Here is a 24,409-nt window from a genome sequence, read left to right as displayed (position 1 = left end):
CTCACGCACCCCTGATGCGCGACGGACGCGTCAGCAGCACCAGACTCCGGGCCTCCACCCGCACCCGCGTCCCCGCCTTCCGTTCGCGTTCGTCGGGGACCCCCTCCGGGTCGGCCGTGTCGACGAGCGTCGTCCAGCGTTCCGCGAAGGTGTGGTCGGGCAGGCGGAAGTCGACCGGTTCCCAGTAGCCGTTGAGCAGCAGCAGGAAGGAGTCGTCGATCAGCCTCCGTCCGTACTCGTCCCGTTCGGCGATCGCGTCGCCGTTGAGGAAGACGCCGACGGAGTGCGCGTCCCCGCGCTGCCAGTCCCGCCCGGTCATCTCGCGGGCGTCGGGCCGCAGCCACATCAGGTCGGGCAGCGGCTGCGCGGCGTTGGTCGCGGTCTCGCCCCGGAAGAAGCGGCGCCGGCGCAGCACCGGGTGCGCGGCGCGCAGCGCGATCAGGTGCCGGGTGAAGTCGGCGAGGCCGCGCTGCTCGTCGGTGAGCTTCCAGTCGATCCAGGAGATCTCGTTGTCCTGGCAGTAGGCGTTGTTGTTGCCCCGCTGGCTGCGCCCGAGTTCGTCGCCGTGGCAGAGCATGGGGATGCCCTGCGACAGCAGCAGGGTGGCGAGGAGGTTGCGCTGCTGGCGGGCGCGGAGTTCGAGCACGGCGGGATCGTCGGTGTCGCCCTCCGCCCCGCAGTTCCAGGACCGGTTGTGGCTCTCGCCGTCCCGGTTGTCCTCGCCGTTGGCCTCGTTGTGCTTCTCGTTGTACGACACCAGGTCCCGCAGCGTGAAACCGTCGTGCGCGGTGACGAAGTTGACGCTCGCGCGGGGCCGGCGCCTGCTGTGCTGGTACAGGTCGGAGGAGCCGGTCAGCCGGGAGGCGAACTCGCCCAGCGAGCCGGGCTCGGCGCGCCAGAAGTCCCGTACGGCGTCCCGGTACTTGCCGTTCCACTCCGACCACAGCGGCGGGAAGTTGCCGACCTGGTAGCCGCCCTCCCCCACGTCCCAGGGCTCGGCGATCAGCTTGACGCGGCTGATCACCGGGTCCTGCTGGATCAGGTCGAAGAACGCGGACAGCCGGTCCACCTCGTGGAACTGCCGGGCCAGCGTGGCCGCCAGGTCGAACCGGAAGCCGTCGACGTGCATCTCGGTGACCCAGTAGCGCAGCGAGTCCATGATCAGCTGGAGCACGTAGGGGTGCCGCATCAGCAGGCTGTTGCCGGTGCCCGTGGTGTCGTAGTAGTGCGCCCAGTCGCCGTCCACCAGGCGGTAGTAGGAGGCGTTGTCGATGCCCCGGAAGGACAGCGTGGGGCCGCGTTCGTTGCCCTCGGCGGTGTGGTTGTAGACCACGTCGAGGATGACCTCCAGGCCGGCCGCGTGCAGGGCCTTCACCATCGCCTTGAACTCGTTGACCTGCTCGCCCCGGCTGCCGAAGGCGGCGTACGCGTTGTGCGGGGCGAAGAAGCCGATGGTGTTGTAGCCCCAGTAGTTGGACAGTCCGCGGTCCTGGAGCACCCCGTCCTGGACGAACTGGTGCACCGGCATCAGCTCCACCGCCGTCACCCCGAGCGAGGTCAGGTGCTCGATGACGGCGGGGTGGGCGAGCCCGGCGTAGGTGCCGCGCAGCCGCGCCGGCACCTCGGGGTGCAGGCGGGTCAGCCCCCGCACATGGGCCTCGTAGATCACCGAGTCCGCGTACGGTGTGCGCGGCGGCCGGTCGTCGCCCCAGTCGAAGTACGGGTCGGTGACCACGCCCAGCATGGAGTGCCCGGCGCTGTCGGCCGGGGCCGGTCCGTCCGGTGAACGCTCGTACAGCGAGGCGTGGTTGTCGATCTGACCGGCCACGGCGCGGGCGTACGGGTCGAGCAGCAGCTTCGCCGGGTTGCAGCGGTGGCCGAGCGCGGGCTGCCAGGGGCCGTGCACCCGGTAGCCGTAGCGTTGGCCGGGCACGACGCCGGGCAGACAGGCGTGCCAGACGAAGCCGTCGACCTCGTGCAGCCGTACGGGGGTCTCCCGGCCGTCGTCGTCCACGAGGATCAGGTCCACCCGCTCGGCCACCTCGCTGAACAGCGCGAAGTTGGTGGCCTGTCCGTCGAAGACGGCACCCAACGGGTAGGGCTGCCCGCTCCACACGGGCAGCCCCTTCCGGACGGTGCGGCGGCTCACCGGCGGCCCTCCAGGGTGGTGTCGCCGGCGGGCACGGGCGCGGCCAGGACGGCCACCCGGTGCCGGCGCGGCTCGGTCAGGCCCGTGCTCAGGAAGGGCTCGGGCGGCAGCGGCACCAGCGGGACCCGCTCGCCGGCCCGGGCCCGCTGCGAGAACCAGATGATCTTGCTGCCGGTGTCGGGGGCGCAGCAGCCCCAGCCGTCGCTCATGGCGGCGATGTCCGCGAGGGCGGCCCGCAGATCCTGGTCCGGGCGCAGGTCCGGGTCGTCGTCGCCGAACGCGGTGATGAGGTGCTGCCCGTTCCACCACATCTCGATGGACGTGTGCTTGTCCCTGGCGTGCTGGTCGATCGCGTGCAGCAGCAGTTCCGCGCCGCGGCAGACCGGGTCCACGAGGTTGTCGAGGTCCCAGTAGCGCAGGTGGGCGGCCAGGATGCGGCTGACCTGTCCCACCCGTTCCGGGCTGACTTCCACATCGAGGTGGTAGTAGCAGGGCACTGCGGTCTTCATCGTCGCTTGCTCCTCACCGGCGCGGCTCTCGCTCCCCTCACCCTGTCCGGGAGGGATCCCGGACACACAGCGTGAGCGTTGATCGCTTCTGAGTCACCTCCACGGTGCGGGCGCTACGCCATTCGTGCAACACGAACGCCCGCCGCCCCGATTGATTGAAGCTCCAACAAGACGCTGCGTCGTCGCCCGTGCACCATGAGTGAAAGCCTCGATCGCCGTAACGGTGCCGCGCCCACCCCCGCGCGGTCATCACCCGACCGTCGGGAACGCGCCCAGTCGAGAGCGTGGAAGGTGAAGAGGGCCATGCTGCTACCCGCCAAGGCCGAAGTGGCCCGGCAGTTGCGGCGTTACCGGGCGTGGGAGCGCGTGATGCTCGCCTCGCCGTACGACCGCAGGGTCCGGGCCACGTTCGAGGACTCGGGGTACACCCTGTGCGTGCTGATGGGCAAACGCTGCGCCCGCGAGGCGGCGGACGCGGCGGAGCGCTATCTGCGCACGAGTCTGGTCATCTACCTGCGCGAGCAGGACGGACGGCCGAAGGCGCGCCATTCGGCACGAAGGACGCCGACATCGGAGCGGCGTTCCACGGCGCCGAGCTCCTGAGCTGGCACCGTACAAGGCGTTCCCCCGGGGACCGGCAGGGGCCGGCCCCGCTCTCGGATCGCGGAGCCGGGCCGGTGCCCGGCTCCGCGCACGGCGGAGGTGAGATACATGCGCAGGACCCCGGCCATCGGCCGTGTACCGGTACGCGACGTCCGGCCGGCCGTGGAGTGCGGCAGGCGCCCGGCGAAGGCGGTGGCCGGGGAGACCTTCCAGGTCACCGCCACCGTGTTCCGCGAGGGGCACGACGCCGTCGGCGCCAATGTGGTCCTGCGCGATCCCCGGGGCCGGCGCGGCCCCTGGACCCCGATGCGCGAGCTGTCCCCGGGCAGCGACGTGTGGGGCGCCGAGGTCACCCCGGACGTGACGGGCCGTTGGACCTTCCGGGTGGAGGCCTGGAGCCATCCGCTGGCGACCTGGCGGCACGCCGCCTCGGTCAAGGTGCCGGCCGGGATCGACACGGGGCTGGTCCTGGAGGAGGGCGCCGAGCTGTACGAGCGCGCCGCCGCCGGGGTCCCGAGGGGCCCCGAGCGGGACCTGGTGGCCGCCGCCGCCCGCGCCCTCGGCGACGACTCCCGCTCGGTCCACGACCGCCTCGAGCCCGCGCTCCGCCCGGAGGTCCAGGACGTTCTCGCGCGGTATCCGTTGCGGGAGTTGGTGACCGCGTCGGACCCGATGCCGCTGCTGGTCGAGCGCGAGCGCGCGCTCTACGGCTCCTGGTACGAGTTCTTCCCGCGCAGCGAGGGCACGGCCGAGCAGCCGCACGGCACCTTCCGCAGCGCGGCCCGCCGGCTGAAGCCGATCGCGGACATGGGCTTCGACGTGGTCTACCTGCCCCCGATCCACCCGATCGGCAGCACCTTCCGCAAGGGCCGCAACAACAGCCTCACCGCCACCCCCGACGACGTCGGGGTGCCCTGGGCCATCGGCTCCCCCGAGGGCGGCCACGACGCCGTCCACCCCCAGCTCGGCACGATCGAGGACTTCGACCACTTCGTCGCCCAGGCCCGCGCCCTGGGCCTGGAGATCGCCCTCGACTTCGCCCTCCAGTGCTCCCCCGACCACCCCTGGGTGCACAAACACCCCGAGTGGTTCCACCACCGCCCCGACGGCACCATCGCCTACGCCGAGAACCCGCCGAAGAAGTACCAGGACATCTACCCCATCGCCTTCGACGCGGACATGGACGGCCTGGTCAAGGAGACCGTGCGGGTGCTGCGGCACTGGATGGACCACGGGGTGCGCATCTTCCGCGTCGACAACCCCCACACCAAACCGGTGCTCTTCTGGGAACGGGTCATCGCCGAGATCAACGGCCGCGACCCCGACGTGATCTTCCTGGCCGAGGCCTTCACCCGCCCCGCCATGATGCACGCCCTCGCGCAGATCGGCTTCCAGCAGTCCTACACCTACTTCACCTGGCGCACCACCAAAGACGAACTCACCGAGTACTTCACCGAGTTGAGCGGGGACGCGGCCGCCTACATGCGGCCCAACCTCTTCCCCAGCACCCCCGACATCCTGCACGCCTACCTCCAGCACGGCGGCCGGCCCGCCTTCGAGGTCCGCGCCGTCCTCGCCGCCACCCTCTCCCCCAGCTGGGGCGTCTACAGCGGCTACGAACTCTGCGAGAACACCCCCCTGCGAGAGGGCGGCGAGGAATACCTCGACTCCGAGAAGTACCAGCTCAAGCCACGCGACTGGGAAACCGCGGCACGCGAGGGCCACACCATCGCCCCCCTGATCACCGAGCTCAACCACATCCGGCGCCGTCATCCCGCGCTACAGCGCCTGCGGAATCTCCGCTTCCATCAAACCGACAACGACGCCGTGCTCGCCTACAGCAAGAGCACGGGGGCGGACACGGTCATCGTGGTCGTCAATCTCGACCCGCGTCACACCCAGGAGGCCACGGTCTCGTTGGACATGCCGCAACTCGGCCTGGACTGGCACGCCGACCTGTCCGTACACGACGAACTGACGGGCGAGACGTACCACTGGGGCAGCACCAACTACGTGCGGCTGACACCCGGCCGGGTGCCCGCGCACGTGCTCCACGTCCGGCGATCGACGCCCGAGAACGGAGGGCCCGCAGCGTCATGACCGTCAACGAACCCGTACCGGACACCTTCGAGGACACCCCTGCCCGGGACCGTGACCCGCGGTGGTTCAAGCGCGCCGTCTTCTACGAGGTCCTGGTCCGCTCCTTCCACGACAGCAACGGCGACGGCGTCGGCGACCTCAAGGGCCTGACCGCCAAGCTCGACTACCTCCAATGGCTCGGCGTGGACTGCCTGTGGCTGCCGCCATTCTTCAAGTCGCCACTCAGAGACGGCGGTTACGACGTCGCCGACTACACCGCCGTGCTCCCGGAGTTCGGGGACCTCGCCGACTTCGTGGAGTTCGTGGACGCCGCCCACCAACGCGGCATGCGCGTGATCATCGACTTCGTCATGAACCACACCAGCGACCAGCACCCGTGGTTCCAGGAGTCCCGCCGCGATCCGGGCGGCCCCTACGGGGACTACTACGTCTGGGCCGACGACGACAAGCAGTACCAGGACGCCCGGATCATCTTCGTCGACACCGAGGCCTCCAACTGGACGTACGACCCCGTGCGCGGCCAGTACTACTTCCACCGCTTCTTCTCGCACCAGCCGGACCTCAACTACGAGAACCCGGCGGTGCAGGAGGAGATCCTGGCCGCCCTGCGCTTCTGGCTGGACCTGGGCATCGACGGCTACCGGCTGGACGCGGTCCCCTACCTCTACGCGGAGGAGGGCACCAACTGCGAGAACCTCCCCGCGACCCACCAGTTCCTCAAGCGGGTGCGCAAGGAGATCGACGCCCAGTACCCGGACAAGGTGCTGCTGGCGGAGGCCAACCAGTGGCCGGAGGACGTGGTCGACTACTTCGGGGACTACACCTCGGGCGGCGACGAGTGCCACATGGCCTTCCACTTCCCGGTGATGCCGCGGATCTTCATGGCCGTACGGCGCGAGTCCCGCTACCCGGTGTCCGAGATCCTCGCCAAGACGCCCGCGATCCCGTCGGGCTGCCAGTGGGGCATCTTCCTGCGCAACCACGACGAGCTGACCCTGGAGATGGTCACCGACGAGGAACGCGACTACATGTGGGCCGAGTACGCCAAGGACCCCCGCATGCGCGCCAACATCGGCATCCGCCGACGGCTCGCCCCGCTGCTCGACAACGACCGCAACCAGATCGAGCTGTTCACCGCCCTGCTGCTGTCCCTGCCCGGCTCGCCGATCCTCTACTACGGCGACGAGATCGGCATGGGCGACAACATCTGGCTCGGCGACCGCGACGCCGTGCGCACCCCCATGCAGTGGACCCCCGACCGCAACGCCGGCTTCTCGTCGAGCGACCCGGGCCGCCTCTTCCTGCCCACGATCATGGACCCGGTCTACGGCTACCAGGTCACCAACGTCGAAGCCGCCATGTCCTCGCCGTCCTCGCTGCTGCACTGGACCCGGCGCATGATCGAGATCCGCAAGCAGAACCCCGCCTTCGGCCTCGGCACGTACACCGAACTCCAGTCGAGCAATCCCGCCGTGCTCGCCTTCCTGCGCGAGTACGAGGACGACCTGGTGCTGTGCGTGCACAACTTCTCCCGCTTCGCCCAGCCCACCGAGCTGGACCTGAGCCGGTTCGGCGGGCGCCACCCGGTCGAGCTGTTCGGCGGGGTGCGGTTCCCGGCGGTGGGCGAGCTGCCGTATCTGCTGACCCTCGCGGGACACGGCTTCTACTGGTTCCGGCTGCGCCGGGAGGCGGTGTAGTCCCACCGCTCGCGCCGCGGGGCGTTTCCCTCGCCCCGCCCCGGGCACGCGACAGTGACACCCCGACGACCCGGGGAAAGGACGTGACGCCCATGACGGAAGCGGTCACCCCTTCGACGAGCACCACCCTCGACTCACTGGCCCCCTTGCTGCGCGCCTGGCTGCCCCGGCAGCGCTGGTTCGCGGGCAAGGGCCGCCCGGTCACCGGGTTCACCCCGGTGGCCGTCACCCCACTCCTGCCGCCCGGCGGCCGGTTGGGTCTGTACCACATCCTGCTGCGGGTCCATCAGCCACCGGGACGGCAACCCGGCCACTGCTACCAGCTCCTCATAGGCGTGCGCGAGGCGCTGCCGCCCCGGCTGGCGCCCGCGCTGATCGGCCATGTGGACAGCGGCCCGCTCGCCGGACACACGGTGTACGACGCCCTCCACGACCCCCGGCCCGCCGAAGTGCTCCTGGAGGCCCTGCGCTCCCGGGCCCGCGTCGGCGGGCTGGTCTTCGAGCGGGACCCGCGCCGGGAGATACGGCCGAACCTGGTGGCCCGGTTGCTGGCCGCCGAGCAGTCCAACTCCTCGGTGGTGTACGGAGACACGTTCATCCTGAAGGTGCTGCGCCGGGTGGTCCCCGGGATCAACCCCGATCTGGAACTGCCGCTGGCGCTGGCCCGCGAGGGCTGCCCCCGGGTGCCCGCGCCGACGGCGTGGCTCCGTACCGAACTGGACGGGGAGCCGTACGTGCTGGCGGTGCTCCAGCCGTTCGTGAGCGGTGCCGCCGACGGCTGGGAGCTGGCGCTGCGCGGGCTGGCCAAGGGCGAGGACTTCGCCCCCGAGGCGCGGGCGCTGGGCCGGGCCACGGCCGAGGTGCACACCGCGCTCGCCCGCGCCCTGCCGACGGTCACCCTCGGTCCGGCCCAACTGGGGCCGCTGGTCCAGGGGATGACCGAGCGGCTGGCGGCGGCCGTCCAGGCGGTGCCCGCGCTGCTGCCGTACGAGGAGGGGCTGCGCTCGGCGTACACGGCGCTCGGCGAGCTGGTGGCCGGGGGCCGGACCTGGACGGCGCAGCGGGTGCACGGGGACCTGCACCTCGGGCAGTGCCTGCGCGCGCCGTCCGGCGACTGGTCGCTGATCGACTTCGAGGGGGAACCGGCCCGGCCGCCGGCCGAGCGGCGGCTGCCGCAGCCGCCGGTGCGGGACGTCGCGGGGATGCTCCGCTCCTTCGACTACGCCGCCCGCTCCGCGAGCCCGCCCGCACCGCGCTGGGCGCACGACTGCCGGGCCGCCTTCTGCTCCGGGTACGCGGAGGTGACCGGGCACGACCCGCGCACCGATCCGGTCATGCTGCGCGCCTACGAGACCGACAAGGCCGTCTACGAAGTGGTGTACGAGGCCCGCCACCGCCCCGACTGGCTGCCCGTGCCGCTGTCGGCGGTCCGCCGCCTCGCCGCGTCCGACCCGAACTGACCCGATCCACGCCCGGGAGACTCGCTCGTGACGTCGAAGAAGCACGTATCCGCCGGGACCGCCGCGCCCTGGGAGGCCGGGGACCGCGACCGGCTGCTGCACGGCACCCACCACGACCCGCACGCCGTCCTGGGCGCCCATCCGGCGCCCGGCGGCGTGGTGTTCCGGGCGCTGCGCCCGGGCGCCCGCTCGGTCACCGTCGTCACCGGCGACCTGCACGCCGAACTGCGCGGCGACGGCGACGGCTTCTTCTCCGGCCTGGTCCCGCTGTCCGCGGTACCGGCCGCCTACCGGCTGCGGGTGGTGTACGACGGCGTCGTGCACGAGACGGAGGACGCCTACCGTTTCCTGCCCACCCTCGGCGAGCTGGACCTGCATCTGATCGGCGAGGGCCGGCACGAGCAGCTGTGGCGGGCCCTCGGCGCCCGTGTCCTGACCCACCAGGGGGTGACGGGCACCCGGTTCACGGTGTGGGCGCCCGACGCCCGGGGGGTGCGGGTCGCCGGGGACTTCGACTTCTGGGACGGCACCGGCTTCCCGATGCGTTCGCTGGGTTCCTCCGGGGTCTGGGAGCTGTTCGTGCCGGGGATCGGCGAGGGCGAGCTGTACAAGTTCGAGATCACCCGGCCCGACGGCTCCCGGACCCTGCGCGCCGACCCGCTGGCCCGCCGCACCGAGGTCCCGCCGGCCACGGCGTCGGTCGTCGACGTCTCGCACCATGTGTGGGACGACGCGGAGTGGATGGCCCACCGGGGGGACACCCCGGTGCACGAGGCGCCGTTCTCGGTCTACGAGGTCCATCTGCCGTCCTGGCGCCCCGGCCTGACCTACCGGGACCTCGCGGAGCAACTGCCCGCGTACGTCACGGAGATGGGGTTCACCCATGTGGAGCTGATGCCGGTCGCGGAGCACCCCTTCGGCGGCTCGTGGGGCTACCAGGTCACCGGCTACTACGCGCCGACGGCCCGCCTGGGCACCCCGGACGACTTCAAGTACCTGGTGGACCGGCTGCACCAGGCCGGCATCGGGGTGCTGGTGGACTGGGTGCCGGCCCACTTCCCGCGCGACGAGTGGGCGCTGGCCGAGTTCGACGGGCGTCCGCTGTACGAGCACCCCGATCCGCTGCGGGCCGCGCACCCCGACTGGGGCACGCTGGAGTTCGACCTGGGCCGGCGCGAGGTGCGCAACTTCCTGGTGGCGAACGCCGTCTACTGGTGCGAGGAGTTCCATGTGGACGGCCTGCGGGTGGACGCGGTGGCCTCCATGCTCTACCTGGACTACTCGCGCGAGCCGGGCCGGTGGACGCCGAACGAGCACGGCGGCCGGGAGAACCTGGACGCGGTGGCCTTCCTCCAGGAGATGAACGCCACCGTGTACCGGCGCTGCCCGGGCGTGGTGACCGTCGCCGAGGAGTCCACCGCCTGGGAGGGCGTGACCCGGCCGACCGACAGCGGCGGGCTGGGGTTCGGGCTGAAGTGGAACATGGGCTGGATGCACGACTCGCTCCAGTACATGTCCCACGACCCGGTGCACCGCGCGTACCACCACCACGAGATGACCTTCTCGATGATGTACGCGTACAGCGAGAACTACGTCCTGCCGGTCTCCCACGACGAGGTGGTGCACGGCAAGCGGTCCCTGGTCTCCAAGATGCCGGGCGACTGGTGGCGGCAACGCGCGGACCTGCGTGCCTACCTGGGCTTCATGTGGGCCCACCCGGGCAAGCAACTCCTGTTCATGGGGCAGGAGTTCGCGCAGGGCGCCGAGTGGTCCGAGGCGCACGGCCCCGACTGGTGGCTCCTCGATCCGTCCTACCCCGCCGAGCCCGACCACCGGGGCGTCCGCGACCTCGTGCGCGATCTCAACGCCCGCTACCGCACGACTCCGGCCCTGTGGCAGCGGGACACCGATCCGTCCGGTTTCCGGTGGATCACCGGCGACGCGGCCGACGACAACGTCCTCGCCTTCCTCCGCCTCTCCCCCGCCGGCGCCCCCGTCCTCGTCGTCTGCCACTTCTCCCCGGTGCCCCGCCCCGACTACGCGATCGGCGTCCCGGACGACGTCCCGGCGTGGTCGGAGATGCTGAACACGGACGCCGGACGCTACGGCGGGAGCGGCGTGACCAACCCGGGGCCGCTGAAGGCGGAGCCCCGGGCCGCCCACGGCCACCCGGCCTCCGTCCGCCTGACCCTGCCCCCCTCGGCCACGGTGTGGCTGCGGCCGGCCTGACGGCCGAGCGCCCCGGAGCACGCCGCTCCAAAGCGCTCGGCCTCGGACGCCGGGCCCGCTACCCGGGCTGCCCGGCCAGGGCCGCCGGCGGCTCGCCGGTGTACAGCACCCCCAGCCGCTGGGTCGCCCGGGTCAGGGCCACGTAGAGGTCGCTGGTGCCGTACTCGCCCGGCTCGACCACCAGGACCGAGTCGAACTCCAGCCCCTTGGACTGGCGGGGGTCCAGCAGGACGACCGCCCGGGTGAGGTCGGGTTCCGCGCCGGCCGTGACGCCGTCGAGGCGGGCGGCGACGGCCCGGTGCAGGCGGCGCGGGGCGATGACCGCCAGGCGGCCCTCCGCCGGGGCGAGTTCGGCGACCGCCTTGGCCACCGCGCCGGGCAGGTCGTCGTCGGCCCGGCGCACCCAGGGCCGTACGCCCGTGGAGCGCACCGAACTCGGCGGCCGGAACCCGGGGTCCTCGGCCCGGACCACGGCCGCGGCGAGGTCCATGATCTCGGACGGGGTGCGGTAGTTGACGCCGAGGCGCGTGTGCTCGTAGCGGTCCTCGACGTACGGGGCGAGGATCTTCGCCCAGGAACCGACACCGGCCGCCTCCGCGGTCTGCGCGGGGTCGCCGACCAGGGTCATGGAGCGGGTCGGGCAGCGCCGCATCAGCAGCCGCCAGGCCATCGGCGACAGCTCCTGCGCCTCGTCCACGATGATGTGCCCGAACGCCCAGGTCCGGTCGGCGGCGGCCCGCTCGGCCGCGCTGCGGTGGTCGCCCTCCTCCTGCCGCTCGGCGAACCGCTCGGCGTCGATGATGTCGTGCGCGGACAGCACCTCCGACTCCTCGTCCTCCTTGTCGTCGAACTCGTAGGTCCGCGAGGCGTACGACACGTCCAGCACGCCCTGCGCGTACGCGATCTGCGTCTCGCGCTCCTGCTCCGCGCGGGAGCGGGCCGGCCGGTCGTCCTCGCCGAGGAGTTCGGCGGCCTCGTCGAGCAGCGGCACGTCGGCGACGGTCCACGCGCGGGTCACCGGGCGGCGGATCGCGGCGGCGTCCTCGTCGGAGAGGTACCCCTCGGGCTCGGCCAGGAAGTCGGCGACCAGCCGCTGCGGGGTGATGCGGGGCCACAGCCGGTCGATGGCGTCCCAGACCTCGGGGTTCTCCGCGAGTTCGTCGCGGATCTGGGTGATGTCGGCGGCGTCCAGCAGGCTGCCGCCGTCGTACGGGTCGGTGCCGACCCGCTCGGCGTACAGCTCGGTGAGGGTGTTGAGGATGTGGCCCTCGAAGTGCTCGCGGGCCGCGTTGTGCGGCAGCTTCGCGGCCCGGGTGCGCTCGCGGGCGACGCTCACCAGGCCGTCGTCCAGCATCAGCACCTCGCGGTCGTGCTCGATCGCGATGACCGGGTCGGGCAGCGCCTGCCGGTCGCGGACCACCGCGGCGAGCACGTCGGCCATCGCGGCGCCGCCCTTGACGGCGGCCGCCTCCGGGGTGTCGGCGGCGGTGGCCTTCACCCCGGGGAACAGCTCGCCGACCGTGGCCAGCAGCACACCGGTCTCGCCGAGGGAGGGCAGCACCTCGCCGATGTAGCCGAGGAAGGCCGGGTTGGGCCCGACGATCAGCACGGCCCGGCGGGCCAGCAGCTCCCGGTGCTCGTAGAGCAGGTACGCCGCCCGGTGCAGGGCCACGGCGGTCTTGCCGGTGCCGGGGCCGCCCTCGACCACCAGCACGCCCCGGTGCGGTGCCCGGATGATGCGGTCCTGGTCGGCCTGGATGGTCCGCACGATGTCGCCCATCCGGCCGGTGCGCGCCGAGTTCAGCGCGGCCAGCAGCACGGCGTCGCCGTTGTGGTCCTCGTGCCCGGTGCGGGTGGCGTCGCCGAGGTCCAGGATCTCGTCGTGCAGGGCGGTGACGGTGCGGCCCTCGGTGGCGATGTGGCGGCGCCGCCGCAGCCCCATCGGGGTGTGCCCGGTGGCCAGGTAGAACGGCCGGGCGACCGCGGCCCGCCAGTCGACCAGCACCGGGGTGTGCTCGGCGTCGTCCTTCCGCAGCCCGATCCGCCCGATGTGGTGGCTCGCGCCGTCGGCGAGATCGATGCGGCCGAAGCACAGCGATCCGTCCACGGCGTTCAGCGCGGCGAGCAGCCCGGACCGCTCGGCGACCAGGATGTCCCGCTCCAGCCGGGCCTGCATGGGCTTGTCGCCCTGCGCGAGCGCGTCCCCGACCGAGGCCTCGGCCTCACCGCGCAGCACGTCCACGCGCGCGTACAGTCCGTCGATGAATTCCTGTTCGCGGCGCAATTCATCGTCTGGAAATTCGGTGTTTGACAATTCCGCTCCCGCCCGGATATACTGTGCCCACAAAGCTTTTCGTGACCCTGCGACCAGGAAGTCACGAACCACCGAATATACGCAAAGAAATCCCCCGGGCGCAATTGCCCGGGGGATTTCTCCGTCTCTCGGCCCGCTTTACAGCGCGTCGGCCAGCTCCGCGAGCAGCCGCCGCTTCGCCCGCGCCCCCACCATCGACCGCACCGGCTCGCCGCCGCGGAAGACCATGAGCGTGGGCGTCGCCAGCACCCCGTGGGCCATGGTGGTCCGCGGACTGCGGTCCACGTCCACCTGTACGACCTTCAGCCGGTCGCCCTCCTCGGCGGCGATGTCCCTCAGCACCGGCGCCAGCTGCCGGCACGGCCCGCACCACTCGGCCGTGAACTGCACCAGCACCGGCAGCTCGGCGCCGAGCACCTCCGTCTCGAAGTCGGCGTCGGTCACCTCGGTCAACCCGCTCGTCACACTCACAACCGCTGCCCTCCCAGTTCGCACACGGGCTCCGGACCCCCCGGAGCCGATGCCTCGGCGGCCAGCTCGTCCCGGGCCCGCTCGGCCCGGCGCAACTGCCCCGCGACCGTCTCCCGCACCGCCGTCAGCTGCCCGATCAGCGCGTCCAGCTCCGCGAGCTTGCGCCGGTAGACCACGAGCGACGCGGGACACGCGTCGCCCTGCGGATGCCCCGCCCGCAGACACTCCACGAACGGCCGCGTCTCCTCCAGCTCGAACCCGAAGTCCTGGAGCACCCGGATCTGCCGCAGGAGTCGGAGGTCGTCCTCGTCGTAACTCCGATGGCCCTTCTCGTCGCGCCGCGCCGGAAGCAGCCCGCGCGCCTCGTAGTAACGCAGGGCACGCGTCGTGGTCCCGGCCCGGGCGGCCAGCTCGCCGATTCGCATGTCCGTGACGGTAGGCGTTGACGCCGGGGTCAAGGCAAGCGGCCGGACGTCAGACCAGCACCCCCGCCGACTCCTCCACCTCCAGCAGGGACGCGCTGTGGCGTTCCTCGTCGAATTTGCGGCGGCCGCCGCGCAGGCCGAACAGGCGTTTGGCGAGGGCGATGTAGAGGACGGCGAGGATGTTGAGGGTGAGGGTGGCGATCTTGAGGTAGCTGATCTTCTCCGTCAGCTCGTAGATCTCCAGCGGGAGGAACGCGGCCGTGGCGACGACCGTGAGGTATTCCGCCCAGCGCTTGGCGCGCCACAGGCCGACCGCCTCGACCAGTTCGATCAGGGCGTAGGCGAGGAGCACGCCGGCGACCAGGAGCAGCGTGGAGTGCCGGTAGCCGAAGGCCTTCTGTATGGAGCCGACCACGGGCGAGTGGTCGAGGTCGTAGTGGAAGTGGCGGAAGACCGGGCGCAGGACGGTCAGGTACTCGTTGAACAGCCGCCGTACCGCGTCCTGGCTGTTGCTGAACTTCCACACCGCCACCGCGACCAGCACGATGAACACCCCGCGCACGGCCCGCTCGACCGCGAGGAAGCGCAGGATGAACAGGTCCCGCAGCACCTTGCCGCGCGGCACCAGCGGCGCGTCCTCGGCGGGCCCCGAGCCCTGCGGCTCGCCGAGCACGAAGTCTCCGCAGCGCAGACAGCGCCAGACGTCCCCGAGCCCGGTCCGCGCGTGCAGCCGCACCCGCAGCCGGGGGTCGTCGGGCGCGTAGGTCACGTGCCCCTTGCGGGCGCAGGTGCGCCGGTCCCAGTCGATCTTCATCCCCCGTGCCTCCATGCTCTTCCTGACGCCACGCACCGGCGTGCCGTTCCGGTCGGTCCGGAACGGCACGTTAATCGATGCGGGTGAGAAGACCTCAGCGAGCCGAGGTGTCCGCCGGCTCCTTCTCCGTCTCCTTCACCTCCGCCGCCTCCGCGCCGGCGCGGCGCGGCAGCAGGAGGGCGACCAGGACCGTGCCGACGCCGAGCACGACCGCGCCGACGAGGCTGGTGTGGGCGACGGCGTCGGAGAAGGACGAGCCGACCGCGTCGGCCATCTGGCGGGCGCCCGCCGCGAGTTCACCGGCCTGCTGCTTGAGCTGGGCGGCCTGCTGGGGGCTGCTCGCGTGGGCGGCCTGCGCGGCGACCTGGTGCGCCTTGTCGGCGATGCCCTGCGCGACGGCGTACCCGGCGCCGACCGAGTCCCGGGCGGTGTCGAGGGCGCTCGGCGGGAGCTTGCTGCCGGCCGTGGCGTCGCCGAGGTGGTTGCCGTACGACGTCGCGAGCAGCGAGCCGAGGATGGCGATGCCGAGCGAGCCGCCCAGTTCCAGCGAGGTGTCGTTGACCGCGCCGCCGACGCCCAGCTCGGACTCCGGGAAGGCGCCCATGATCGCGTCGGTGCAGGGCGAGAGGGCGAGGCCGATGGCGAGGCCGAGGATGATCAGCGGGGCCAGGAAGTCGCCGTACGTGGAGCCCGCGTCCACCCGGGTGAGCAGGGCCAGCGCCACCGTGCCGAGGACCATGCCCGCGCTGACCGTCCACTTCATGCCGGTGCGCGGGGTGAGCCAGCCGGTCAGGGCGGAGCCGACGAAGACCGCGCCGGCCAGCGGCAGCATCCGCACGCCGGTCTGGAGGGCGTCGTAGCCGAGGACGAACTGGAGGTGCTGGGTGAGGAAGTAGAACGCGCCGAAGACGGCCAGGAAGAACAGGGCGACGGCCAGGTTGGAGCCGGCGAAGCGGCGGTGCGCGAAGCGGCGGACGTCCAGGATCGGACGCGGGTGGCGCAGCTCCCACAGCACGAACGCGATCAGTCCGGCGCCCGCGATCACGGCGGCCGTGACGGCCTTGGCGCCCCAGCCGAAGTGCGGGCCCTGGATGATCATGTAGACGAGCGCGCCGGTCCAGAGCACGGACAGCAGGCCGCCCACGTAGTCGATGCGGTCGTGGTGGCCGGCCTTGGACGGCGGGACCAGGACGAAGGCGGCGACCAGGGCCACGGCCGCGATCGGCACGTTGATCAGGAACGTCGAGGACCAGCCGTGGTTGCGCAGCAGGGCGCCGGCGACCACCGGTCCGGCGGCGATGGCGAGGCCGGCGGTGGCGGTCCACAGCGTGATCGCCTTGGCCCGTTCGGCCCGCGGGAAGGTCGCCGCGAGCAGCGACAGCGTGGCCGGCATGATCAGCGCCGCGCCGACGCCCATCACCGCGCGGGCGGCGATCACGGTCGCGGCGCTGTCGGCGAGGTAGCCGAAGACGGCGCCGCCGCCGAAGACGAGCAGGCCGAGCACGAGCGCCCCGCGCCGGCTGTACTTGTCGCCGATCGCCCCGAGCAGCAGCATCAGCGCCGCGTAGGGGACGGTGTAGCCGTCGATCACCCACTGGAGGTCGGCGCTGGAGAGCCCGAGGTCCTTCGTCATGTCGGGCGCCGCGACCGTGAGGGCGGTGTTGGCCATCACGATGATCAGCAGGCTCAGGCAGAGCACCAGCAGCGCCCACCAGCGCCGGGCGTACGGGCGCTCCATCTTCTCGACCGGTTCGGTCATGACGAGTCGCATGGCAGCGGTTTGCCTTCCTCGGATTCGCGTCGGGACTTGCACAGCAGCGTGCAATTGCACAACGATGTGCAATGTACGCCGTTGCACAGTGCTGTGCAACTCGCGAGAGGACGTGCAGAATGACTGCCATGACCACGGGTAACCCCAGCCGCGCCGACGCGAACCGGCGCCGCATCCTCGACGTCGCCCTCGCCGAGCTGCTGCGCGACCCGGATGCCTCCATGGACCAGATCGCGCGCGCCGCCGGAGTCGTACGACGGACCGTCTACGGCCACTTCCCGAGCCGCGAGGCGCTGATCAGCACCCTCACCGACGAGGCCGTGCAGGCCCTGGCGGACGCGGACGCGGCGGCGCGCACGGGGGCGGACGACCCGGCGAGGGCCCTGGCCCGCTCGGTGCTGGCGCTCTGGGCGACCGCGGACCGCTACCGGCTGCTGATCGCGCTCGCCCAGCGTACGGTCACCGTCCAGGGCATCCGCGAGCGGCTCGCCCCGGTGCGCGCGGCCAAGATCAGGGTGCTCCAGCAGGGCCTGGACGAAGGGGTGTTCACCTCGCCGCTGCCCGCGCCGGCACTGGCCTACGTGCACGAGCAGACCCTGTTCGCGGTGATGGAGGCCGTCAACGACGGTCTGCTGCCGGCGCGGGAGGCGGGCCGTTGCGCCACGGTCACCGTCCTGACCGCGGCCGGCGTGCCCGCCGAGTCGGCCACCGCCCTGGTGGCCGAGGTGAGTTCCGGCTCCTGACGCCGAAACGCCGGATGCCCGGCCCCGGTTCAGGCGGGGCCGGACATCCGGAGAACAGGGGGCTCAGGCCTTGGCCAGCCGCTCCTTGCGGGGCTCGGGGACCTCGGCGACCGTACTCGCCTGCACGTCGAGCGTCGTCTCGTCGAACGGCAGCTCGCCGGCGAGCACCTGCCGCACCCGCGCCTTGTCGATCTCCTTGGTCCACGTCCCCACCAGCACGGTGGCGATCGCGTTGCCCGCGAAGTTGGTCAGCGCCCGCGCCTCGCTCATGAACCGGTCGATGCCGACGATCAGGCCGACGCCGTCCACCAGCGCGGGCTTGTGCGACTGGAGGCCGCCGGCCAGGGTGGCGAGGCCCGCCCCACTCACACCGGCCGCGCCCTTGGACGCCAGCAGCAGGAACAGCAGCAGCGGGATCTGCTCGCCCACCGACATCGGGGTGCCCAGCGCGTCCGCGATGAACAGCGACGCCATGGTCATGTAGATCATCGTGCCGTCGAGGTTGAAGGAGTACCCGGTCGGCACGGTGATGCCGACGACCGGCTTGCTCACGCCCAGGTGCTCCATCTTCGCGATCAGCCGGGGCAGCGCGGACTCGGAGGAGGACGTGGACAGGATCAGCAGGAACTCCCGCGCCAGGTACTTGCACAGGGAGAAGACGTTGACCCCGGCCACCAGGCGCAGCACGGCGCCGAGCACCACGAAGACGAAGAGGACACAGGTGATGTAGAAGCCGAGCATCAGCACGGCGAGGCTCTTGAGCGCGTCCAGGCCGGCCGAGCCGGTGACCGCCGCGATCGCGCCGAACGCGCCGAGGGGCGCCGCCCACATCACCATGGACAGGATGCGGAAGACCAGCCGCTGGAGGTGCTCGACGCCGCGCAGCACCGGCTGCCCGGCCGCGCCCATGGCCTGGAGGGCGAACCCGGCGAGCAGGGCGACCAGCAGCGTCTGGAGGACCTGGCCCTCGGTGAAGGCGGACACGAACGTCTTGGGGATGATCGACAGCACGAAGTCCACGGGCGGCAGCGCGTCCTGGCCGACCTGCGCCTGCCCCGTCTGCTTGAGCGCGTTCGTCAGGTGGAGCCCGGAGCCCGGGTGCAGCACATTGCCGACGACGAGCCCGATGGCGAGGGCGACCAGCGACATCACGAGGAAGTAGCCGAGGGCTATGCCGCCGACGGCGCCCACCTTGGCGGCCTTCCGCACGGACCCGATGCCGAGCACGATGGTGCAGAAGATGATCGGCGAGATCATCATCTTGATCAGGTTGACGAACCCGGTGCCCAGCGGCTGGAGCTTCACCGCGGCGTCCGGCCAGATCAGACCGACCGCGATGCCGAGCACGACCGCCACGATGACGGCGATGTACAGGTAATGGGTCCGGTCCCGCTTGGCGCGGGGTGCGGCAGGTGCCGTATCGGGAGTGGTGGCGGCCACGGCTGCCCTCCTTGACGTCTTCGTCGGTGCACGACCGGCGTGCGGCTCACGTCCGGGATGGTGCTGGGGAACGCGGTGACTATCTCCCGGCCTGTGAGGGCGGTCACGCTTGCGTTCATTTAGTTCACGCCACGACCGGGGGGCACACTGGCTGGCATGCGTCTTCCGTCCCTGACCCGTCCCCGCAGCCTGGCGGGCCAGCTGTTCGCCATGCAGGCCGTGCTGATAGCGGTGGTCGTGGCCGGATACGCGCTGTTCACCTACGTCAGCGACCGACGGCAGGCCGAGGACGCGGCCGCCCGGCAGGCCACCGCGGTGGCCCGTTCGATCGCCGACACCCCCACGGTCCGTGACGCGATCCGCACCCCGGACCCGACCGCGGCCCTGGAGCCGTACGCCCTGAAGGTCACCCGGGACGCCAACGTCGACTTCGTCACGATCATGAATCCGGACGGCATCCGCTGGACCCACCCGGACCGCCGCCAGATCGGCAAACGCTTCCTCGGCACCACCGCCCCCGCCCGGCGGGGCCGCACCTTCACCGAGACCTACACCGGCACCCTCGGCCCCTCCGTGCGCGCGGTGACCCCCGTGACGGACGGCGGCCGGATCGTCGGCCTGGTCAGCGCCGGCATCACCGTGGACCGGATCAGCGAGCGCCTCCAGGACCAGGTCACGGCGCTGCTCGGGGTGGCCGGCGGGGCGCTGCTGCTGGGCGCGGTCGGCACGTACGTCGTCAACGCCCGGCTGCGCCGCCACACCCACAACATGAACGCCACCGAGCTGAGCCGGATGCACGACTACCACCAGGCGGCGCTGCACGCGGTCCGCGAGGGGCTGCTGATGCTGGACGGACGGTACCGGGTGGCGCTGATCAACGACGGCGGGCGGGAACTGCTGGGCGTGGGCGAGGACGTGGTGGGCCGCTCGGTCGCCGGACTCGGCCTGCCCGCCCCGCTGACCGGCGCGCTGCTGTCCTCGCGCCCCCGGGTGGACGAGGTGCACCTGACCGCCTCCCGGGTGCTGGTGGTCAACACCTCTCCCGTCTCCGGCGGCGAGCACCGCGGTACGGTCGTCACCCTGCGCGATGTCACCGAACTCCAGTCGCTGATGGGCGAGCTGGACACCGAGCGGGGCTTCACCCAGGCGCTGCGCTCGCAGGCCCACGAGGCGGCGAACCGGCTGCACACCGTGGTGTCGCTGATCGAGCTGGGCCGGGCCGAGGAGGCCGTGGAGTTCGCCACCGCCGAGCTGGAGCTGGCGCAGGCGCTGACCGACCAGGTGGTGGCGGCGGTGAGCGAGCCGGTGCTCGCGGCACTGCTGCTGGGCAAGACCTCCCAGGCCAACGAGCGGGGCGTGGAGCTGGTGGTGTCCTCCGACAGCCGCCTGGACGACGGCCTGCTGCCCGACGACCTGCCCGCCCGGGACCTGGTGACCATCCTCGGCAACCTGATCGACAACGCGGTGGACGCGGCGCGGGGCAGCGCGCGGGCGCGGGTGACCGTGACGGCGTACGCCTCGGCGGCCGAACTGGTGCTCCGGGTCACCGACACCGGCCCCGGCGTCGACCCCGGCCACGCCGACCTGGTGTTCGAGCGCGGCTTCTCCACCAAACCGGCCGGGCCCGGCGGGCGCGGCCTCGGGCTCGCCCTGGTGCGCCAGGCGGTCACCCGGCGCGAGGGCACGCTGACGGTCTCCGACGCGTCGGCGGACGGGGGCGCGGTCTTCGAGGCGCGGCTGCCGCTGCGCCCGGCGCCCGCCCCTGCCAAGGGCGGTGCGGCGTGAGCGACGGCAGACCGATCAGAGTGCTCGTGGTGGAGGACGATCCCGTCGCCGCCGACGCGCACGAGCTGTACGTGGGCCGGGTGCCGGGCTTCGTCGCGGTCGCCAAGGCCCGCACGGGCGCCGAGGCCCGGCGCGTCCTGGACCGCACGGCGGTGGACCTGCTCCTGCTCGATCTGCACCTGCCCGATGTGCACGGCCTCCAGTTCGCCCGCTCGCTGCGCGCCTCGGGGCACCACGCGGACGTGATCGCGGTGACCTCGGCCCGGGATCTGGCGATGGTGCGCGAGGGCGTCTCGCTGGGCGTGGTGCAGTACGTGCTCAAGCCGTTCACCTTCGCCACCCTGCGGGACCGGCTGGTGCGCTACGCCGAGTTCCGGGGCGCGGCGGGCGAGGCGAGCGGGCAGGACGAGGTGGACCGGGCGCTCGCGGTGCTGCGGGCCCCGGCGCCGGCCGCGCTGCCCAAGGGGCTCAGCGGGCCCACCCTGGAGCGGGTGACCGGCGCGCTGCGCGAGGCGGCCGACGGTCTGACCGCGGCCGGGGTCGCCGAGGTGGTGGGCATCTCCCGGATTACCGCGCGCCGCTACCTGGAGCACCTGGTGGACACCGGCCGGGCCGCGCGCAGCCCGCTGTACGGCCAGGTGGGACGGCCGGAGCTGGTGTACCGCTGGGTGCCGCAGCGGCACTGAGCCGGGAGAGATCGCGAACTTCCTTACCGTGCACACGCATTGACCCGGCCGGACCGCCGCTCTTACCTTCACGGCTACCACCAGGCCACTTTCCACGTGTGCCCGCAGGAGGTCATGCCCGTGCGCCCCACCGCCGCTCTCTCCGCCCTCCTCACCACCGTCCTCGCCGCCTGCGCCCTCAGCGCGTGCGGCACCGGTTCCGACTCCGGACCGAACACGCTGAAGGTGTCGTACAAGCAGTCCACCGACAACTCCGTCAAGGTGATGGACACCTACCTCGCCGGGATCAAGAAGCAGTTCGAGCGCGAACACCCGGGCAAGAAGGTCGAGTTGGTGCCGATCAAGGCGCCGGACTCGGAGTACTACACCAAGCTCCAGCAGATGCTGCGCTCCCCGCGCACCGCCCCGGACCTGGTCTACGAGGACACCTTCCTCATCAACTCCGACATCACCAGCGGCTACTTGAAGCCCCTCGACGCGTATCTGCGCACATGGCCGGACTGGGGGCGCTTCATCGACACGGCGACGGCCGCGGTCAAGGGGGCGGACGGCAGGACGTACGGCGTCCCGGACGGCACCGACACCCGCGGACTCTGGTACGACAAGCGGGTGTTCCGCGCGGCGGGGCTGCCCACCGACTGGCAGCCGAGGACCTGGGACGACATCCTCGCCGCCGCCCGCACCATCAAGCGGAAGGTCCCCGGTGTCACCCCGCTCAACGTCTACACCGGCAAGGCGGCGGGCGAACAGGCCGCCATGCAGGGCTTCGAGGAGCTGCTCTACGGTACGAACGACGGGAAGAGCGACCCGTTGTACGACGCCACGAGCAAGAAGTGGATCACCGGCAGCCGGGGGTTCCGGGACTCGCTCGCCTTCCTGCGGACGGTCTTCGCGGAGAAGCTCGGCCCGGACGTCTCCGACGCCCTCGACCCCAACCACGCCACCACCGTGCGCGGTGAACTCCTCCCCCAGGGCAAGCTCGGCATCGACCTGGACGGCTCCTGGCTGCCGCAGGACTGGCTGCCCGGCAGCGGCCACGAATGGCCCGGCTGGTCCAAGGAGTTGGGGCTCGCCCACATGCCGACCCAGCACGGGCAGGCGCCCGGCAAGGTGAGCATGTCCGGCGGCTGGGCCTGGTCCGTGCCGGCCCGCGCCGCCCACCCCGGCCTCGCCTTCGACTTCGTCAGGACGCTCCAGACCAAGGACAACGCGCGCAGGTGGTACATCGCCAACTCCGGCATCGCCGTGCGCGAGGACGTCGCCGCCGACCCCGCCTACATCGGCGCCCAGCCCGGGATCAGGTTCTTCACCGAGCTGGTGGCCACGACCCACTACCGGCCAGCGTTCCCCGCGTACCCGAAGGTGTCGACGGCCATCCAGGAGGCGATGGAGAGCGTGACGACCGGCGACCGGTCGGTGGCGCGGGCGGCGGGTGACTACGACGCCGCGCTCAAGGACGTCACCGACGGCCAGGTGGTGGTCCGCAGGTGAGGCAGCGGCTCACCCGGGCCCTCCCGCTCGCGCCCGCCGTCGTCCTGCTGCTGCTCTTCCTCGCCGGACCCATCGCCTACTGCGTCCTCATCGCCTTCACCGACCTGCAACTGACCGGCCAGGCGCACTCCTCCTTCGTCGGGTTCGCCAACTTCCGCCGGGCCTTCACGGACGCCGACTTCCGCAACGCCGTGTGGCTGACGCTGGTGTTCACCGTGCTGTCCTCGATCGTCGGGCAGAACACCCTGGGGCTCGCGCTGGCCGCGCTGATGAAGCGGGCGTCACGGCCGGTGCGGGCGGTGGCCGGCGCGGTGGTGGTCACCGCGTGGGTGCTGCCGGAGGTGGTGGCGGGGTTCCTGCTGTACGCGTTCTTCCGGCGCGAGGGCACCTTGGACGCCGTCCTCGGCTGGCTCCACCTGCCGCGCCAGAACTGGCTGTACACGCTGCCGATCCTCGCGGTGTCGTTCGCCAACGTGTGGCGCGGGACCGCGTTCTCGATGCTGGTCTACTCGGCCGCGCTGGACGAGATCCCGGCCGAGATCACGGAGGCCGCCGAGGTGGACGGGGCGGGCGGCTGGCGGCGGCTGTGGCACGTCACCCTGCCGATGATCCGCCGTTCCATCGGCACCAACCTCATGCTCAACACCCTCCAGACCCTCTCGGTGTTCGGGCTGATCTGGGTGATGACCCGGGGCGGCCCGGGCAACAGGAGCCAGACCCTGCCGCTGTTCATGTACGAACAGGCCTTCCAGAACAGCATGATCGGCTACGGCACCGCGGTCGCCCTGCTCCTGCTGCTGGTCGGCTCCCTGTTCTCGGTCGTGTACCTGCGGCTGCTGCGGACGGAGGTCTGATGGCCCGCTCCCGCCCCGCCCGAAGGCTCGCCGCGGACGCCTGTCTGCTGCTGGTGGCCGCCGCGTTCGCGCTGCCGCTGGCCTGGGTGGTCCTGTCGAGCGTGGACCCGCGCGCCGGTCTGCGGGTACGGCTCCCGCACGCGCTCACCCTGGGCAACTTCCGGGCGGTCCTGACCCCGGAGATCACCTACACCCCGCTGCTCAACAGCCTGATCCTGTGCGGGTTCGCCACCGCCCTGACCGTCGCCTGCGCCGCGCTGGCCGCCTATCCGCTCTCCCGGTTCCGCTCCCGGCTCAACCGGCCGTTCCTGCTGACGATCCTGTTCGCCACCAGCCTGCCCATCACGGCGATCATGGTGCCGGTCTACGCACTGTTCGTCCGGGTGAACCTGATCGACACCTTCCAGGGCACGATCCTGTTCTTCGCCGCCACCCAGCTGCCGTTCGCCATCTGGCTGATGAAGAACTTCATGGACGGCGTGCCGAGGGAGCTGGAGGAGGCGGCCTGGACCGACGGGGCCTCCCCGCTCCAGTCGCTGCTGCGGATCGTGCTGCCCCTGATGGGTCCGGGCCTCGCCGTCGTCACGGTGTTCTCGTTCGTGATGATGTGGGGCAACTTCTTCGTCCCCTTCATGCTGCTGCTCAGCCCGGACCGGATGCCCGCCTCGGTCAGCGTCAACGACTTCTTCGGCAACCGCGGCATGGTCGCCTACGGGCAGCTGGCCGCCTTCTCCGTCGTCTACTCGACCCCGGTGATCCTGCTCTACGCCCTGGTCGCCCGCCGCCTCGGCAACGGCTTCGCACTGGGCGGCGCGGTCAAGGGGTGACGCCGGGGAACCGCCGGGGGAAGGCACCCCCGGCGGCGCGG

The 24,409-nt window shown here is 71.8% G+C and carries 19 protein-coding genes; 11 read left to right on the top strand and 8 right to left on the bottom strand.

The annotated features are described in order from the left end of the window. Position 1 precedes the first annotated feature (1 nt). Both glgX and FRZ03_RS29570 read right to left on the bottom strand, forming a co-directional pair. A complete protein-coding gene (gene glgX, locus FRZ03_RS29575; RefSeq protein WP_146468153.1) occupies positions 2 to 2,149 on the bottom strand; it encodes a glycogen debranching protein GlgX in 2,148 nt (715 codons plus the stop codon). Beyond that, entirely contained in the window at positions 2,146 to 2,658 is a 513-nt protein-coding gene (locus FRZ03_RS29570; protein WP_146468152.1) for a pep a2, read from the bottom strand. Before FRZ03_RS29570 ends, glgX begins: the two co-directional genes overlap by 4 nt. Positions 2,659 to 2,961: 303 nt before the next feature. Between FRZ03_RS29570 and FRZ03_RS29565 the strand changes: the two genes are divergently transcribed. The 5 genes from FRZ03_RS29565 (at position 2,962) to glgB (ending at position 10,747) form a co-directional block, all read left to right on the top strand. Beyond that, entirely contained in the window at positions 2,962 to 3,261 is a 300-nt protein-coding gene (locus FRZ03_RS29565; RefSeq protein ID WP_146468151.1) for a DUF5133 domain-containing protein, read from the top strand. Positions 3,262 to 3,369: 108 nt separating this feature from the next. Further along, positions 3,370 to 5,361 (top strand): alpha-1,4-glucan--maltose-1-phosphate maltosyltransferase, encoded by a 1,992-nt coding sequence (locus tag FRZ03_RS29560; protein WP_146468150.1) that lies wholly within the window; start codon positions 3,370 to 3,372, stop codon positions 5,359 to 5,361. Then, complete coding sequence (treS, locus tag FRZ03_RS29555; protein ID WP_146468149.1) at positions 5,358 to 7,058, top strand: maltose alpha-D-glucosyltransferase; 1,701 nt, start codon at positions 5,358 to 5,360, stop codon at positions 7,056 to 7,058. The genes FRZ03_RS29560 and treS overlap by 4 nt, the downstream gene beginning before the upstream one ends. A 92-nt stretch (positions 7,059 to 7,150) precedes the next feature. Further along, positions 7,151 to 8,518 (top strand): maltokinase N-terminal cap-like domain-containing protein, encoded by a 1,368-nt coding sequence (locus FRZ03_RS29550; protein WP_186785686.1) that lies wholly within the window; start codon positions 7,151 to 7,153, stop codon positions 8,516 to 8,518. A 27-nt stretch (positions 8,519 to 8,545) separates the two neighbouring features. Continuing rightward, a complete protein-coding gene (gene glgB, locus FRZ03_RS29545) occupies positions 8,546 to 10,747 on the top strand; it encodes a 1,4-alpha-glucan branching enzyme (protein ID WP_146468147.1) in 2,202 nt (733 codons plus the stop codon). Positions 10,748 to 10,805: 58 nt separating this feature from the next. Here glgB and FRZ03_RS29540 read toward each other — a convergent pair whose 3' ends face one another. The 5 genes from FRZ03_RS29540 to FRZ03_RS29520 form a co-directional block, all read right to left on the bottom strand. Beyond that, a complete protein-coding gene (locus tag FRZ03_RS29540) occupies positions 10,806 to 13,079 on the bottom strand; it encodes a HelD family protein (protein WP_146468210.1) in 2,274 nt (757 codons plus the stop codon). 120 nt (positions 13,080 to 13,199) lie between these two features. Further along, positions 13,200 to 13,532, bottom strand: a complete 333-nt coding sequence (locus tag FRZ03_RS29535; protein ID WP_315902673.1) for a thioredoxin family protein — start codon at positions 13,530 to 13,532, stop codon at positions 13,200 to 13,202. After that, complete coding sequence (locus FRZ03_RS29530) at positions 13,529 to 13,957, bottom strand: MerR family transcriptional regulator (protein WP_146468146.1); 429 nt, start codon at positions 13,955 to 13,957, stop codon at positions 13,529 to 13,531. Before FRZ03_RS29530 ends, FRZ03_RS29535 begins: the two co-directional genes overlap by 4 nt. A gap of 49 nt (positions 13,958 to 14,006) precedes the next feature. Beyond that, positions 14,007 to 14,771, bottom strand: a complete 765-nt coding sequence (locus FRZ03_RS29525) for a DUF2127 domain-containing protein (RefSeq protein WP_146468145.1) — start codon at positions 14,769 to 14,771, stop codon at positions 14,007 to 14,009. Positions 14,772 to 14,865: 94 nt separating this feature from the next. Then, positions 14,866 to 16,542 carry an MFS transporter gene (locus FRZ03_RS29520; protein WP_146468144.1) on the bottom strand — a complete coding sequence of 559 codons (1,677 nt, stop codon included), beginning with the start codon at positions 16,540 to 16,542 and terminating at the stop codon, positions 14,866 to 14,868. Between the two features lie 119 nt (positions 16,543 to 16,661). Between FRZ03_RS29520 and FRZ03_RS29515 the strand changes: the two genes are divergently transcribed. Then, positions 16,662 to 17,285 (top strand): TetR/AcrR family transcriptional regulator, encoded by a 624-nt coding sequence (locus FRZ03_RS29515; protein ID WP_146468143.1) that lies wholly within the window; start codon positions 16,662 to 16,664, stop codon positions 17,283 to 17,285. A gap of 63 nt (positions 17,286 to 17,348) precedes the next feature. On the opposite strand, the gene FRZ03_RS29510 is transcribed toward FRZ03_RS29515, so the two are convergent. After that, positions 17,349 to 18,725 (bottom strand): cation:dicarboxylate symporter family transporter, encoded by a 1,377-nt coding sequence (locus FRZ03_RS29510; protein ID WP_146468142.1) that lies wholly within the window; start codon positions 18,723 to 18,725, stop codon positions 17,349 to 17,351. Between the two features lie 156 nt (positions 18,726 to 18,881). Here FRZ03_RS29510 and FRZ03_RS29505 point away from each other — a divergent pair, with 156 nt between their 5' ends. The 5 genes from FRZ03_RS29505 to FRZ03_RS29485 all read left to right on the top strand — a co-directional run bounded on the left by FRZ03_RS29505 (position 18,882) and on the right by FRZ03_RS29485 (position 24,368). Then, a complete protein-coding gene (locus FRZ03_RS29505) occupies positions 18,882 to 20,510 on the top strand; it encodes a sensor histidine kinase (protein ID WP_146468141.1) in 1,629 nt (542 codons plus the stop codon). Continuing rightward, complete coding sequence (locus FRZ03_RS29500; RefSeq protein ID WP_146468140.1) at positions 20,507 to 21,196, top strand: response regulator; 690 nt, start codon at positions 20,507 to 20,509, stop codon at positions 21,194 to 21,196. Before FRZ03_RS29505 ends, FRZ03_RS29500 begins: the two co-directional genes overlap by 4 nt. A 114-nt stretch (positions 21,197 to 21,310) precedes the next feature. Continuing rightward, the gene (locus FRZ03_RS29495) at positions 21,311 to 22,687 is read left to right on the top strand and encodes an extracellular solute-binding protein (protein ID WP_146468139.1); all 1,377 of its coding nucleotides are present in this window, start codon (positions 21,311 to 21,313) and stop codon (positions 22,685 to 22,687) included. Next, positions 22,684 to 23,541 (top strand): carbohydrate ABC transporter permease, encoded by an 858-nt coding sequence (locus tag FRZ03_RS29490; RefSeq protein ID WP_146468138.1) that lies wholly within the window; start codon positions 22,684 to 22,686, stop codon positions 23,539 to 23,541. The genes FRZ03_RS29495 and FRZ03_RS29490 overlap by 4 nt, the downstream gene beginning before the upstream one ends. Then, positions 23,541 to 24,368: a carbohydrate ABC transporter permease gene (locus FRZ03_RS29485; RefSeq protein WP_146468137.1), complete on the top strand. Its 828-nt coding sequence runs from the start codon at positions 23,541 to 23,543 to the stop codon at positions 24,366 to 24,368. Before FRZ03_RS29490 ends, FRZ03_RS29485 begins: the two co-directional genes overlap by 1 nt. Positions 24,369 to 24,409: the final 41 nt, after the last annotated feature.

The organism is Streptomyces misionensis (assembly GCF_007896895.1).
Classification (GTDB): Bacteria; Actinomycetota; Actinomycetes; order Streptomycetales; family Streptomycetaceae; genus Streptomyces; species Streptomyces misionensis_A.
This window is presented reverse-complemented; position numbering and strand designations above follow the sequence as displayed.